The 14,652-nt window shown below is 70.0% G+C and carries 12 protein-coding genes; 5 read left to right on the top strand and 7 right to left on the bottom strand.

Annotation, left to right across the window (positions count from 1 at the left end; genetic code table 11):
- Window positions 1-241: 241 nt before the first annotated feature.
- Window positions 242-1,321 (bottom strand): histidinol-phosphate transaminase, encoded by a 1,080-nt coding sequence (hisC, locus tag ACIQNG_RS19840; protein ID WP_401437963.1) that lies wholly within the window; start codon window positions 1,319-1,321, stop codon window positions 242-244.
- A gap of 505 nt (window positions 1,322-1,826) precedes the next feature.
- Between hisC and ACIQNG_RS19845 the strand changes: the two genes are divergently transcribed.
- The 3 genes from ACIQNG_RS19845 (at window position 1,827) to ACIQNG_RS19855 (ending at window position 5,696) form a co-directional block, all read left to right on the top strand.
- Window positions 1,827-2,939 (top strand): LacI family DNA-binding transcriptional regulator, encoded by a 1,113-nt coding sequence (locus ACIQNG_RS19845; protein WP_401437960.1) that lies wholly within the window; start codon window positions 1,827-1,829, stop codon window positions 2,937-2,939.
- 490 nt (window positions 2,940-3,429) lie between these two features.
- Window positions 3,430-4,521 carry a metallophosphoesterase family protein gene (locus ACIQNG_RS19850; RefSeq protein WP_401486753.1) on the top strand — a complete coding sequence of 364 codons (1,092 nt, stop codon included), beginning with the start codon at window positions 3,430-3,432 and terminating at the stop codon, window positions 4,519-4,521.
- Between the two features lie 290 nt (window positions 4,522-4,811).
- Complete coding sequence (locus ACIQNG_RS19855) at window positions 4,812-5,696, top strand: hypothetical protein (RefSeq protein WP_401486524.1); 885 nt, start codon at window positions 4,812-4,814, stop codon at window positions 5,694-5,696.
- A 105-nt stretch (window positions 5,697-5,801) separates the two neighbouring features.
- Here the strand turns inward: ACIQNG_RS19855 and ACIQNG_RS19860 are convergent, their stop codons facing one another.
- Both ACIQNG_RS19860 and ACIQNG_RS19865 read right to left on the bottom strand, forming a co-directional pair.
- Complete coding sequence (locus ACIQNG_RS19860; RefSeq protein ID WP_401486526.1) at window positions 5,802-7,283, bottom strand: VWA domain-containing protein; 1,482 nt, start codon at window positions 7,281-7,283, stop codon at window positions 5,802-5,804.
- 115 nt (window positions 7,284-7,398) lie between these two features.
- Window positions 7,399-7,527 (bottom strand): hypothetical protein, encoded by a 129-nt coding sequence (locus ACIQNG_RS19865; protein WP_401486774.1) that lies wholly within the window; start codon window positions 7,525-7,527, stop codon window positions 7,399-7,401.
- Window positions 7,528-7,604: 77 nt separating this feature from the next.
- Between ACIQNG_RS19865 and ACIQNG_RS19870 the strand changes: the two genes are divergently transcribed.
- On the top strand, window positions 7,605-9,170 hold the full coding sequence (locus tag ACIQNG_RS19870; protein WP_401486528.1) for a recombinase family protein: 1,566 nt from the start codon (window positions 7,605-7,607) through the stop codon (window positions 9,168-9,170).
- Window positions 9,171-9,308: 138 nt separating this feature from the next.
- On the opposite strand, the gene ACIQNG_RS19875 is transcribed toward ACIQNG_RS19870, so the two are convergent.
- From ACIQNG_RS19875 to ACIQNG_RS19890, 4 genes are all read right to left on the bottom strand, one after another.
- Window positions 9,309-10,676 (bottom strand): replication initiator, encoded by a 1,368-nt coding sequence (locus tag ACIQNG_RS19875; RefSeq protein WP_401486755.1) that lies wholly within the window; start codon window positions 10,674-10,676, stop codon window positions 9,309-9,311.
- A 302-nt stretch (window positions 10,677-10,978) separates the two neighbouring features.
- Window positions 10,979-11,176, bottom strand: coding sequence for a hypothetical protein (locus ACIQNG_RS19880; protein WP_401486530.1), 198 nt, complete (start codon window positions 11,174-11,176; stop codon window positions 10,979-10,981).
- Window positions 11,173-12,474, bottom strand: coding sequence for an FtsK/SpoIIIE domain-containing protein (locus ACIQNG_RS19885; RefSeq protein WP_401486757.1), 1,302 nt, complete (start codon window positions 12,472-12,474; stop codon window positions 11,173-11,175). The genes ACIQNG_RS19880 and ACIQNG_RS19885 overlap by 4 nt, the downstream gene beginning before the upstream one ends.
- Window positions 12,474-12,824, bottom strand: a complete 351-nt coding sequence (locus ACIQNG_RS19890) for a hypothetical protein (RefSeq protein WP_401486532.1) — start codon at window positions 12,822-12,824, stop codon at window positions 12,474-12,476. Before ACIQNG_RS19890 ends, ACIQNG_RS19885 begins: the two co-directional genes overlap by 1 nt.
- Before the next feature lie 165 nt (window positions 12,825-12,989).
- On the opposite strand from ACIQNG_RS19890, the gene ACIQNG_RS19895 reads away from it, so the two are divergent.
- Window positions 12,990-13,769: a GntR family transcriptional regulator gene (locus ACIQNG_RS19895; RefSeq protein ID WP_401486534.1), complete on the top strand. Its 780-nt coding sequence runs from the start codon at window positions 12,990-12,992 to the stop codon at window positions 13,767-13,769.
- The last annotated feature ends 883 nt before the right edge of the window (window positions 13,770-14,652 follow it).

The following is a 14,652-nucleotide window of genomic DNA, read 5'->3' on the forward strand; positions in this document are numbered from 1 at the left end:
GGGGGTCTCCGTCCGGCCTCTCCCGGGGCCGGGCGCCCTGCGGGAGGGCAGCGAAAAGGGCACGGTGCGCGCGGCACCGTGCCCCTGCTCAGCCCTGCGTAGCCGGCCCTGCGTAACCAGTCCTGCGCTGCCAGCCTTGCGCAGCCGGCCCTACCTTGCCCCGCGCCCGGTCCCCGCGCCCGGTCCCCGTGCCCGGTGTCGGTGTCGGTGTCGGTGTCGAAGCGGGTGAGCCGGCGGAGCCCTACCGCTCCCTGTGGAACGCCTCCGCCACCTTCAGGAAGATGTCGTTCGCCTCGGTCTCGCCGATCGTCACCCGGACCCCCTCACCGGGGAACGGCCGGACCACCACACCCGCCCGCTCGCACGCCTCCGCGAAGGCGACGGTCCGCTCCCCCAGCCGCAGCCACACGAAGTTGGCCTGGGTCTCCGGCACCGTCCAGCCCTGGGCCCGCAGCCCTTCGGCCACCCGCGCCCGCTCGCCGACCAGCGAACCGACCCGTCCGAGCAGTTCGTCCTCCGCCCGCAGCGAGGCGATCGCCGCCTCCTGTGCGAGCTGGCTCACACCGAACGGCACCGCCGTCTTGCGCAGCGCCGCCGCGACCGGCTCATGGGCGATCGCGAAACCGACCCGCAGCCCGGCCAGGCCGTACGCCTTGGAGAAGGTCCGCAGCACACAGACATGGGGGCGGTCCCGGTACAGCTCCACGCCGTCCGGGACCTCGGGGTCACGGATGAACTCCCGGTACGCCTCGTCCAGCACCACCAGCACATCGCCGGGCACCCGGTCCAGGAACCGCTCCAGCTCGGCCCGGCGCACCACCGTGCCGGTCGGGTTGTTGGGGTTGCAGACGAAGATCAGCCGGGTCCGGTCGGTGATCGCGTCGGCCATCGCGTCCAGATCGTGCACCTCGCCGTCGGTCAGCGGCACCTGCACCGAGCGCGCCCCGCTGACCTGCGTGATGATCGGGTACGCCTCGAAGGACCGCCAGGCGTAGATCACCTCGTCGCCGGGGCCGGAGGTCGCCTGGACCAGCTGCTGGGCGACACCGACCGAGCCGGTGCCGGTCGCCAGGTGGGTGAGCGGGACACCGAAGCGGTCCGACAGCTCGTTCATCAGCCCCGTGCAGGCGAGGTCCGGGTACCGGTTGAAGGACTCGGCGGAGAAGCGGACCTGCTCCATCACCCCGGGCAGCGGGGGATAGGGGTTCTCGTTGGAGGACAGCTTGTACGCCACCGGGCCTCCGGCGGCGGCCGGCTTGCCCGGCTTGTAGGTGGGGATCCCCTCCAGCTCGGCGCGCAGCTTGGGGCTCGTCTCGCTCACCGCAGTCCTCCTCGCGACGACCGGCGGCCCGTCACTGCCCCCGGCTTCCAATACTGCACACCTTATGAGGATTCGGTCCCGCTGCGAACAGGCCGGCACCGAGGTCGTCGTCCCCCACCGGTGCACGGACCGTGCGCCTCACCCACCTCACCCGCCTCATCACATACGTCCGCACCCGCTCCGATACGAACCCCACGCGTCACACCGGCATCAGGGGCATCACCGTACGAATCCCCATGAATCCAGGGGGCGCCTCACATATATCTATGCGCCGGTGGCACGCGCCGTGGCGCGCGTCCCCCGTGAAGGTGAGTTGAGACCTCTTCGAAACATCGGGCACTTGGCAGGCCGGTGCTCGCCGACAAGTCACGTACTGCACCATGAGCCGTCAAGTCTCTTGCATTCCAAGGTATTTACCGCTCATCGACCATGCAGAAACGTGCCTGTCAACGGGTGCATATGCGCCCGCCCTACCCCACCGCATGAGCCCTACTATCGGCTCGCCATGACAGCAGCAGGGAAGCACCAGGTGAGCCGCGCGGAAACCTCACGGCGAGGCACCCGGCCGAGCCGGGCGGGCATCAGAGACGTCGCCGCCGCAGCCGGAGTCTCCATCACGACCGTCTCCGACGCCCTCAACGGCAAGGGCAGACTCCCCGATGCCACCCGGCGCCACGTCCGAGAAGTCGCCGAGCGGCTGGGATACCGCCCCTCGGCGGCGGCCCGGACCCTCCGTACCGGAAAGTCGGGTCTGATCGGCCTGACCGTGACGACGTACGGGGATGAACCTTTCACCTTCACCGAGTTCGCCTATTTCGCCGAGATGGCGAGGGCCGCCACCTCCGCCGCGCTCGCCCGCGGCTACGCCCTCGTCATCCTGCCCGCGACCTCCCGGCACGACGTCTGGTCGAACGTCGCCCTCGACGGCACGGTCGTCATCGACCCGTCCGACCAGGATCCGGTGGTCAGCGAGCTGGTCCGGCAGGGGCTGCCCGTCGTCTCCGACGGCCGCCCGGCCGGCACCCTGCCGGTCACCGCGTGGGTGGACAACGACCACGAGGCCGCCGTCCTCGGCATCCTCGACCATCTCGCCGAGGCCGGCGCCCGCCGGATCGGCCTGCTGACCGGTACCACCACCGACACCTACACCCATCTCTCCACCACGGCCTACATTCACTGGTGCGAACGGGTCGGACAGGACCCGGTGTACGAGGCGTACCCCGCCCACGACCCGTGCGCGGGCGCCGTCGCGGCCGACCGGCTGCTCGCCCGCCCGGACCGACCGGACGCGGTCTACGGCCTCTTCGACCCCAACGGCACGGATCTGCTGGCCGCCGCCCGCCGCTACGGTCTGCGGGTCCCGGACGACCTGCTGCTCGTGTGCTGCAGCGAATCAACGGTGTACGCCAACACCGAGCCGCCGATCACCACCCTGTCGCTGAAACCGCGCCGGATCGGCACGGCCGTGGTGCAGTTGCTGATCGACGCCATCGAGGGCGTCGAGGCCGACCACCCGGTCGAGCAGGTGATACCGACGGAACTGATCATCCGTACGTCCTCCCAGCGCAGGCCGCCGAGGACGACGGTGAGCCCGCCGCGATCGCCGGAGAAGCGCTAGCGCCTCCGGTGGGGCGGCGCCGGTCCCGGGGGAGAGAGCGGGGGTTCCCCCGGGACCGGGACGCAGTGGGGGGAGGAGGGGCGGCGGCCGTCGGCGCGCGAGGCGGTGCACCGGCGGCCGACCGCCCGGCCCTTCATGAAGGGCGCCCGGCCCTTCATGAAGGTGATCGAGTGCCCCCCTCGCGGAGGCGGACCCGGAGGCGGACCCGGAGCGGGACGTAGAACGGGACGTAGAGCGGGACGCGGAGGGGACCTGGTGGGGACCTGGTGGGGGGATCCGGAGGGGGACGCGGATCGCCGCGGCCCGCTCCGCCGCTCCAAAGGCGGATGAAGCCCGGCCCAATCGGGGCGAAAGCCGCGGTGAACAGGAGTCTTGCTCCGATTCACCACCCCTGGGTCATCACATGGCACGATCCGCATTCCTATGATGGGCCCACGGCACCGCGGGCCGCTGCGACCAGGCAGTCCGATGCGGTGCAGCGGCGGCGATGGTGGTGGAGGGGTCGATGACTCAGGGGGCCGGTCAGGGACCCGAGGTGCAGCGGACGGCGACGTTGCGCGACTTCCGGGTGCCCGCGTACGTCCACGAGGCCGGTCCGTACGCCCACAGCAGCCACCCCGGCGACGCCGCCGAGCACCCTCTTGACCAGCCCGAGGGATACACGCCGACCCAGCGTGACCTCCCGGTCATCAACCGGGGCGACACTCTTCAGGTGACCGTCGAACCCGTCGCCGAGCCCGCCCCCGCCGACCCCTCCGAGGCCGGCCCCGGTCCGCTGTACGTCGTCGGGGACGTCCACGGCTACCTGGACGAACTGATCGCCGCGCTCCAGGAGAAGGGCCTGATCGACGCCGAAGGCCAGTGGTGCGCGGGCACCACCCGGCTGTGGTTCCTCGGTGACTTCACCGACCGCGGCCCGGACGGCATCGGCGTGATCGACCTGGTGATGCGGCTCTCCGCCGAGGCCGCCGCCGCGGGCGGCTACTGCAAGGCCCTGATGGGCAATCACGAACTGCTGCTCATCGGCGCCAAGCGGTTCGGCGACACGCCGGTCAACTCCGGTGCCGGAACCGCCACTTTCCAGGCGGCCTGGCTTCTGAACGGCGGTCAGAAGACCGACATGGACCGCCTCCAGGACCACCACCTCCAGTGGATGGCCCGGCTGGACGCCGTCGAGGAGGTGGACGGCCATCTGCTGATCCACTCCGACACCACCGCCTATCTCGACTACGGCCGCTCCATCGAGGACGTCAACGACACCGTCCGCGAGACCATCACCCGCAACGATCCGGACGAAGTCTGGGACCTGTTCCGCAAGTTCACCAAGCGGTTCTCCTTCCGCGACGAGGGCGGCGCCGACCATGTGCGCTCCCTCCTCGATACGTACGGCGGCACCCGGATCGTTCACGGTCACAGCCCGATTCCGTATCTGCTCGGCGAGGTCGGCTCCGAGGACGGCGAGGACACCCCGCCCGCCGTGGAGGGCCCGCACCTGTACGCCGACGGGCTCGCCATCGCCATGGACGGCGGAGTGACCATGGCCGGAAAGCTGCTGGTGCAGGAACTTCCGCTGTCTGTCTGAGCGTTCACAGGGCAGACGGGTCTCCCCCGCACCGTCCTGACCCCGGTCCCGGCACCTGCCCCGACCTCTCATCCGAGCTGTACCGAACTGAACCGACCTATCCAGGACCGTCCCGTCCTGACCCGCAGGAACGGCGTACGACGGCGCGGAACCAGGGGCTTTTTCGGTAAACCCCCTGTCACCGTGTGCCGTCACCGCTCTACCATCGCCTTATCCGTAGCAGGCTCCCCTCCGTTTCTGCCCGACGGCTCGTCCGCATGCGAGCCCCAAGCCCTACGGAGCATCGGGGGATGCACATGAACAGCGTTCCGCAGCACCTGCTGAGCGAGGACCGCCAAGAGTACGAGCGGATCCTCGATGCGGCGCTGCGCTCCGCACCACACCGTCCGGAGCCGGCCGCACTCGACCGGCGACTCAACCCGGAGCAACTGCGCACCATGGCACTGGGCGCCACCGCCCTGATCACCGCGGCGGCGGCCACCGAGTACCAGCACTACGTCAAGGTCCGCGAGGAACTGCGCCGCCCGGCGCCGTCCACCGCACCGTCGGTCCATGACTCCGGCACCGCCGGTTCCGCCGGTTCCACGGCCGAGTCGGGTCCGGGCACGGCGGGGCTCGCCGCCACCATGGGCGAGGTCACGGAGGCCGCCGGTGCCGGGATCGGCGCGGTCGTCGCGGTGCTCGCACCCGTACTCGCCGGGACCGCTGCGGCGATCTTCCTGCTCGTCGGCTACCTGCTGAGAATGGTCGCGCCCGATCTCACCTTCGGCGAGACCCTGCTCACCACGGGCTGGGTGTTCGGCGCCGTGACCGCGGTCGCGATCCTGGTCGCCGCCGTCGGACTGCTGATCACCGCCCTGCGCAACCGCCCGCCCCGGGACAGCGGCCCTGTCCCCGAACCCGACGGCGAAGTGGCCCTGGCCAGGGAGGCATGGCGCGAGGCGCTGCTGGAGCGCGGCATCCTGCCGTTCCTGCGCGACGCGCTCAACGCCCCGGAGCGGGCAGCGCTGCACACCACGGCGCCGTCCGCACCGTCCGGCCGTATGCCGCACCTCGGCTACGACCGCCCCGGCTTCACCAGCCCCGGCGACCGCTCCTCGGGGTCCCGCCCGAGCTTCAGCAGCCCGGACTACTCCAGCCCGGACTTCGGAGGCCCGGACCACAAGCCGGAGTGACAGGTCCGGTCGCCCGGCGCCCGTTCCTGTGGTCCGGCGTCCGCCCAGGCAGCACGCCGCGCGGGCACCCGACGCGCGGCGGACTGCTCCTGGAGGGGCCCCGCATCACAGGATCCCGGCGCGGCCCGCCTCCCTGATCCAACTCGGGAACTCCGAGAGCAGCCGGTCGTACAACTCCGCGTCCGGCACGGAACTGATGTCGTCCACCGCGAAGAACCCGACATTGTCGACGCGGCGCCCGGTGAGCGTGTTGAACCGCTCCAGCACCCCGTAGTTCGCCTTGCCCAGCCCCACGAACTGCCAGAAGATCGGCTCCTCCACCGCCGCGCGCAACTCCTGCTCGATCTGCGCGTTGCGGTAGACGCCGCCGTCGGAGAAGAACAGTACGAGGGTGGGGGCGGCGGCCGGGTTCTCCCTGACGAACGTACGGACCTCGGCGATCACCTTCTGTTCCTCGTTCTGGATACCGACGGCCTTCATGTCGACCTGGCCCGGCTCCATCCCCCGCTTCGTCCTCTTCCGCCCGAACAGGCTCAGCTGACCGACCCTCACATGGAGCCGCAGCCACTCGGGCAGCTCCCCCAGCCGCAGATCGGGCAGGCGCGCGGGGTTCGACGCGAACGTCCACGCCTGCATCTCCCCGTCGTCGTCCAACTGCGCCGACACCGCGGCCATCCGCTCCACGACATCGGCGACGACGCCACGCGTGTACAGCGCCGCCATCGATCCGGAGGCGTCGAGGACGAGGATCACCCGCGCGGTGACTCCCTCGACCCCGTGCTTGCGGAGACTGACCGCCACCTGCTCCTTCCGCAGCGACAGCCGCTTGCGCATGTCGACCGGCAACTTCTCCTCACCCTTGGTGAGACGGGGGCCGGTGGGCGGGGTGGAGGGGACGGGGGGTGTGGACGTGGGCGTGGGGGTCGGGGAGGGGGTGGGGGTTGCGGGGGCCGGGGCGGCGGGGGCCGAGGTGGCGGGGGCCGACGTGGGGGCGGAGGGTATGGGCGTGGGCGTGGGCGTGGGCACGGGTTCCGGGGTCACCGGGGGCGCCTCGTCCTCCGCCACGCTGATCCCGAAGTCCTTCGCCACCCCCGCCAGCCCGGACGCGTACCCCTGTCCCACCGCGCGGAACTTCCACTTGCCCTGCCGCAGATACAGCTCACCGCCGATGAACGCCGTCTCCGTGCCGGCATCCATCTCGAACCGGGCCAGTTCGGCCGAGGTGGCCGCGTCCAGCAGCCGCAGGTTCAGCCCCGGCACCTGTCCGAAGGTCCCGCCGTCGGCCGAGGCGCACAGCACGATCCGCTCGATGCCCGGCTCCAGTGCTCCGAGGTTCACGCCGACCGTGTCCGACGTGCCCGCCCCGGTCTGTGCCTTGCCCAGGTGGGTCACGGCGCCGGAGGCGTGCTGCGGCTGGTTGTAGAAGACGAAGTCGGCGTCGTCCCGCACCCGTCCCACCGCGGTGAGCAGCAGTGCGGAGGCATCCACATCGGGCGCACCGGGCCCCGCGATCCAGTGGAGTTCGACCCGTACCTCAGCGGAGTCGACCGGGAGGTTGGCGCCCTTGCTCAGTGAACTCGATGTCATCCCCCCAGTCTGCCGACAGGCCCCGCCGATGACGACGGGGTCGTGCCGCACAATCGGCTCGGGGCCTCGGCCGACCCGGCACTCAGCCGGGTCGGCCCCGCGTCGGCTCTGGACCTCAGTCGACCAGCGGCAGGTACACCCGGTTGCCCGCCGCCGCGAACTCCTTCGACTTCTGGGCCATGCCCTCCTCGATCTCGACCTGGGTGCCGCCGTGTTCCCGACGGATGTCGTGCGAGATCTTCATGCTGTAGAGCATTACTAGAACCAACACATGCGCTACGGTCGTGTCAGCGACGGGGACACAGACCGAGGGGAACACTGGTGAGCAAGCGAGAAGAGCTGGTCAGCAAGCTGCGGGGAGCACCGGAAGGGCTGCCGTCCGTCGAGGAAGTACGGGCCATGGTCGCCGCTGATCCGGGATTAAGGTGCGTGGTCTGCTACGCGCGGATCTCCTTCGATGGCCGGGTGAAAGACGCCCACGGGATCGAGGATCAGCACCGGGACATGGCCGAGCGCGCCCGTGGGCTCGGGTGGCTGGTCGTGTACCGCTACACGGACAACGACAAGAGCGCGAGCAAGGAGAACGTCGTACGCGACGACTTCGAGCAGCTACTCACCGACCTTGGGGCCGGGACGACGCCCGAGGGGTACCCGATCCACGGTGTCATGGCCGTGAACGATGACCGGCTGTACCGGCGACCCAGTGACTGGGAGCGGTACTTGAAGGCGTTCACCTCGCAGGAAGGACGCGTCTACCACGACTCCAACGGCGTCCAGGACCTCTACGCCGAGGGGTTCGAGATCAAGGGCCTGGTGGGAGTCGCCATGTCCTTGAGCGAGACGAGGAAGAAGCAGCGGAGGAGTAGGAACAGCCACCGGAGCCGGGCGATCCGTGGTCAGTCGGTAGCGGCGTGGCGCCCCTTCGGGTGGGAGGACGACAAGGTCGCGTTGCGTCCGGAGGAGGCCGAGGCCATCCGCAAGGCCGTGAAGGACGTGATCGCGGGCGCCTCGATCTCCGAGATCACGCGGCAGTGGAAGGAGGCCGACTTCCTCACGAGTCGTGGGAATCCGTTCCAGTACCAGACCGTCAAGCAGATCTTGATGAATGCGCGGCTGTGTGGGTACCGCGAGATCAAGGGGGAGCTTGTCCGGGACGGCGACGACCAGCCGATTCTGGGTGAGTGGGAGTCGATCATCACTCCGAAGGAATGGTTCGCCGTCACTGCCAAGATCAGGGAACGGGGCAGGGGGACCGGCGTGCCACGGGGTGGCCTGGTCCATAAGTACCTGCTCACGGGCATCATGCGGTGTGGTCAGGTACTGGAGGACGGCACTGTTTGCAACAACAAGATGATCGGGATCAAGGCAAACGACTGGCTCAAGTACAGGCACGCCTACATGTGCAAGAAGACCGTGGATGGCGGATGCAACAAGACTTACAAGCGGGGCGACAAGACCGACGATGCCATTGAGGAACTGGTGATCGCCAAGCTGGAGCGCGATGCAGCGACCAAGGCTCAGGATGTGCCGGACTGGGACAAGGCTGACGCCCTGGAGCGGGCCGTCAAGAGCCGCAATGAGCTGGAGCGACGTTGGCACGACGACCAGGACGCGGACATTGACGATGAGACGTTCTTCCGCAATCTCCCGGTCCTTGAACGCCGGATCAAGGAACTGCACGCGGACCAGCGGGCGCACGAGGCGTTGAAGGCGGAGGCCGCAGAGGCGAAGGAAGACGTCAAGAGGTCGTGGAAGTCGAAGACGATCACCCAGAAGCGCGAGGCGATCAAGAAGGTGCTGAGCGCAGTTGTCGCTTCGTCCGGAGGCAAGGGCAACAAGGTCTTCGACCCCGATCTACTCAAGCCGGTGTGGCGGACTTCCGAATGAGCTGAAGCCCGAGGATCTCCCCCACGCTCCGTAGTTGGTCATCGGAGAGTGGGGGAGATTCGCGTAGCTGCCGCTCGATCCAGGCTCGCAGTGCTGCGTCCTCGTGTTCCGCCCTGTTGTGGTTCCTCGAAGGTGTGGTCAGTCGGCATCACCGCCGGACCGGAGAGCCTCGCGGGCGGTTGCGCGGTTCACGATCACGTCTTCGGCGATTCCGGCGGCGATGAGGGCGGCGCCGGGGGTGTGGCCGGAGCCGGTGTAGCGCCAGTTCCGTTCGGTGGCGGTGGCTGTGTCGGGTGGTGGGGTGTGGCCGTGGTGGTGGGCGCGTTGGGTGCGGAGTGCGGTGTAGGTGGTGGAGTAGGCGCGGGATTTGGTGAGGATGTGGCCGCGGTAGCCGAGGGTGTGGGTCCAGTGGCGGAGGCGGAGGTGTGTGTGTTCGGGGAGGCCGCCGAGGTGCCAGCAGGTGTGCATGAGGGTGCGGACGTGTGCGTTGACGGGGGCGGTGTCGATGTCGGCCCGGGTGGTGAGTTTGTGGTCGACGCCGGCGCCTGTCTCGCTGGCCCCTTTGGTGACGTACTTGGCGACGTACGCGGCTACGGCGTCGTCGTCGGGTCCGTTGCCGTCGGCGCGCAGGGGGCGGGCATCGGTCTGGCTGCCCCAGCGCAACGCCAGTTCGCCGACGGCCGGGCTGTACGGGGTGCGGACCAGGACCCGCGCGGCTGAGGCCCGTACGGCGTCGGTGAGCCGGTCGGCTGTGCCCCAGGCCGGGGGTTGGTCGGTCGGTCCGGCGGGGCCGTCGAGGCGGACGACGGCGTGGACGTGGACGGCCGCACGTTTCTGGTACTCGGCGACACGGGCGAAGGAGAGCCGTGCGTGCTGGGCGAAGTCGGCTTGTACGAGACCGGCTGAGGTGGCGAGGCGCCGCCGTACGTCGATGACGAACCGGTCCCACAGCTTGGAGGCGTGGGCGTGCCACAGGATGTGGCCCGTGTAGTCGTAGCAGTCGGGGCACAGGGGTTGTCCGACGGCCGGGGCGTCCAGCGTGTGGACTGAGCCGCAGCCGAGAGACCGGCCGTGTTCGCAGGTGCCGCCGTCGCGGCGGGGTCGGCACGGGCCGTCTGTGGCGCGGTGGACGGGGCCGAAGGACGGGGCGGTCAGGGTGACGAAGAGGCGGGGCCGGTCGCGGACGGTGGCGGGGACAGTTTTGCCGCCGAGGAGTCCGGCGCGGACGAGGTGGTAGGTGTCGCCCGCGTGGAGTCGGGAGCAGGCGGGGCAGATGGTGGCGCGTCGGTTGCGGCAGCGGACGAGGAGCCGTTCGCCCGGTTCGTGGCGGGTGTCGTAGTGGTGGAGGATCTCGCCGGTCGTGGCGTCCAGGGTGGTGGTGGAGCCGGTGAGGTGGACGGGGTGGGCGCAGCCGCCCGTTGCCGTGACCTGCTCCAGCCAGCGGGAGAAGTGCGGGTCCTGGGCGATGCGGATGGCGTCGCGGTCTGTTTCGGGGAGCCGGGACAGGCGTGCCGTGCGGTCGAGGGTGGCACGCCTGTCGGCGGGGGTGGGGTGGTGCGGGGTGATGGTGGTGACCTTCCGGGGTGGGCCGCCGTAGCGGCGCGGATGGTGGTGGGTGGTGGCGCGTCGTGGGTCATGGGGATCACTCCTCGGGTGGGGGTGGTGTGCGGTGGGTCAGCGGATGGTTCCGGTGCCCCGGCAGACGCGGCAGCGGCGTACACGTCCGGTCCAGGTCTTTCGGGCTCCGTCGCCTTTGCAGTGGGGGCAGCGCACGCGGGGCATGGGCATGGTGGTGGTGTCCTTGTCGTTCAGGGGTGGGAGAAGCCGTTGATCAGCCAGATGACGAGCCCGTGGACGGTGTGGAGGACGGGGGTCTGGCCGAGGTAGAGGCCGAAGAGGCCGACGCAGACGGCTTGCCAGGCGTGTACGTCGCGGGAGCGGACGAGGAGGACGGTGATGATCCCGAAGATCACCGCAAACGTGAACGCCGTTCCTTCGCTGATCACTCGTCGTCTCCTTCCAGGGCAGTCATGGCGCGGGTGAGGGCGGGCAGTTCGGGAGTCGTCGCGGCGTGCTTGCGTGCCGTCGCCACGGCCTCAGCTGTTGTGGTGAGGTGCGAGCGGGCGCGGTTCCATCCGCCGTCCGGGCCGGTGCAGACGGCCGTGCCGGGTTCCTGGGCGGTGATCGCCTGCGCGACGGTCACGGCGTCCTTGTTCAGGTCGCCCAGGACCATTTCGGCCGTGCCGGGGTCGTTGACCCGGTGGCAGATGCGGCCCGCGAGCTGGGCCCGCAGCGCGGTGACGCCGGGGCCGAGGTCGGAGCCGACGCGCTGTCCGGCCACCACCAGGTGGATGCCGAGTGCCGCCCCGAGCTGCGCGAGGCGCAGGAGCAGGGTGGAGCACTGTTCGGCTTCGGCCTTTCCCTCTCGGGTGCCGTCGGACAGGTACAGTTCCGCGATCTCGTCCACGATCACGACGACCGGCACCGGGCGGAGCTTGTCCGGCAGCTCCCAGACCGAGCGGACTCCGGCCGACCGGCAGGCGCTCATCCGGTCCTGCATGTCGATGACGAGTGCCGCCAGTACGGCCACCGCCTCGCGGCGGGAAGTGGCCAGCGCGGACAGCCGTCCGGTGAACAGGCCGAGTTCCATGCCGCCCTTGCAGTCGACGCCGACCAGGGCGACGGGTTGCGGGGCGAGTTCGGCGATGAGGCGGGCGAGCAGGGTCGACTTGCCCGAGCGGGTGGCGCCGACGATCAGCCAGTGCGGCACCAGGCGCAGGTTCAGCACCCACGCGCCGCCGGTTTCCATGACGCCGATCAGGGCCGAGAGGAGTTCGGGCGGTGCGGTGGCCAGGCCGGGCCGCTGGAGCGGATCTGATGCTGTCGCGGTGAGCAGGACCAGGCCGCGTTCGGGCGAGGTGACACGCACGGCGTGGACCTTCCATGCGTGGGTGAGGGCGTCCGCCGCCTTCAGGTACGTCGCAGGGGTCTGCCCTGCGTGCAGCCGTACGGTCACGGCCAGCCCGAGCCGGGTCGCGGACGGGAACGACATCCGGGGAGCGACCGGCCGGACCGGATCGCCCTTGACCAGCAGATGCCCGATCAGCGTGCGTGCCGGGAGCCGGGACACCGCTAAGTCGTTGAGGACGGCGACCCTGCGCCAGGTGAAGACGACCCGGCACGCGGTCACCGGGTAGCCGACGACGTACCAGTGCAAGGCCGGGCGGTGCTGGTGCATCAGGTCACCGATCACGAGCGCCCAGGCGAGCACGGCCAGGCCGAGGGCGAGCAGGATGGCCCCCATCACGCGTCACCGCCCTTGCCCTGGGCAGCGGTTCCGCCTTGAAGGGGTGTGATGGTGTCGGCGCGGAAGCTGACGCCGTGGCGGTCGCCCATGGCCCAGGCGAACGCGGTCAGCCCGGTGACCTTGACGGTCTGTCCTTCCTCGATGCCTTTGGGCTGTCCGCTGACGGCGATCTCGATGACGGAGATCCGCCGCCGGTCCTGCCGCACGGTGACGGCGACGGTCCACACCGGGTTGCCGTCCCGGTCCCGCTTCACCTCCTGTGTCTCCGCATTGCTGAACTTCGCTTCGGGCGCGATGGCGCACCGCAGTACGCCGAGCCGCGCCGTGTCCACGGGAATGGACTGCATGGTGGTTGGCCTCCCTGGCCGGTCACGACGACAGGCTAGTCCTGACGTCACTTGTCCTTACGAGTTATGACTATGGAGCCTTGTACGGCGAGAGTGCAACTACTTATGCTGACGAGTGACGTCGCGTGTGCGACGTGCCTACGACCTCAACCCGGAGAAGCCGCCATGTCGGAGATCCAGCGCCCAGGAGCCCTCTACCAGCAGGTGGCCGCCGCCATCCGGGAAGCGATCCTCAACGGCGAGTTCGCCCCCGAATCCCTGCTCCCGTCCGAAGCCCAGCTCATGGCCCGCTACAGCGTCTCCCGCCCCACGGTCCGCAACGCCATCGCGGCACTGCGGGCGGAAGGACTGGTGGACGTACGCCACGGCAAGGGCAGCTTCGTGCGCTCCACCGGCCAGCCGCGCCTCACCCTCCAACGCCGCATCAGCCGCACCAGCGAGGGCACGTACGTGATGCCGGGCGGGGAGGTCTGGGACGAGGCGGAGCAGCCGAGCACGTACCGCACGCACACCACGAAGACCACCGGCCGATCCCTCGGACTCGAAGCGGAGGAAGCCCTGTTCGGCTGTGACCGCCTGCTCACCGACCCCGCCACCGGGACGCGCGCCATGCACCGCACCCTGATCCCCTTCGAAGTGGCCGAAGCGGTCCCCCTGCTCGCGGAGGAACCGCACAGGCAACCGGCCGCGATCTACCAGATGCTCACCGAGGCCGGGCACCCGCTCACCTGGACGGAGACCGTACGGGCCCGCATGCCCCTGCCCGACGAACGCACCGCACTCCGTCTCCCCGACGCCACCCCGGTCCTGCACATCACCCGCACCACGCACGGCACCGACGACCGGCCCCTGATCCTCGAAGAACTCCGCATCGGAGCCGACCGCTCCGAAGCCGCCTACCGGATCACCGCCGACGAGCAGCCCACCCGACGCACCCGCACCTGAGGAACAACCGGCATCGGTCGAAACAGTCTTCACTTCCTCAAGGGCGCGCCGCAGGCGCGCCGGGCCGCCCGGCCGCCCCGGCCGGGCATGCGGCGTGACCGCCGGTCCCGTCCGGTCGCCCGACGGCCCACACCACAGCACACCCGGAAGCAAGAGGAGCCGCCCAGCCATCGGTGCCGAGTGCCGGGCGGCACCGCCCCCACCGCCCAAGAGCGAGAAGGCGTGGTTGCTCCCAGGGGGTGGCTGAGCGAGGCACACGCGCACCAGCCCGACCGCCGCACCGCATCGTCGTGGCTGACTTTCCGTGGCCGAGGCATCGAACGCGGCAGGGATTGCGCAGGGCCCACGAGCACCAGCACCGCACGAGTCCGCCCCCAGGAGACCAGAGGCCGCCGGCCGCACGCCGCCCCCACCGGCAGGCAGCCCCCTCACACCGCACCCCCGTGATCACGGACACCCTCAAGAAGTCGGGCGAGCCGTTCGACCGCACCAGGCCGCCCCGACAGCCGTACGACCCCCCGCCCGGTCTCGTCCGTCGATGCGACGGCCCGCACCGCGGACAGCTCGAAACCCACCGACAGAAGACCCCGGTTCAGCCGATCAGCAGCCTCACGCGCATCACGCCACCCCGCCATGTAATCCACACCGGACAGCCAGAGCCCGGCGTTTGCACCTGCCACATCGAGACCGTCGTTCAGCCACTCCTCACCGGAGCCAGCCACCCTGTCCACCTCAACCCTGATCTGAGTAACGGATCGTCAACTTCCTTGGGCCAAGGCCAAAACGCAGCACGACGGCCCCGGTACCATCAGGCACCGGGGACCGCCGTGTTCCCAGCCGGGCCACCCTTCGCTTTCCAGGGCTGACGGGGTGGCCCGGTCTC

The sequence above is a fragment of the Streptomyces sp. NPDC091377 genome, assembly GCF_044757045.1.
GTDB lineage: Bacteria > Actinomycetota > Actinomycetes > Streptomycetales > Streptomycetaceae > Streptomyces.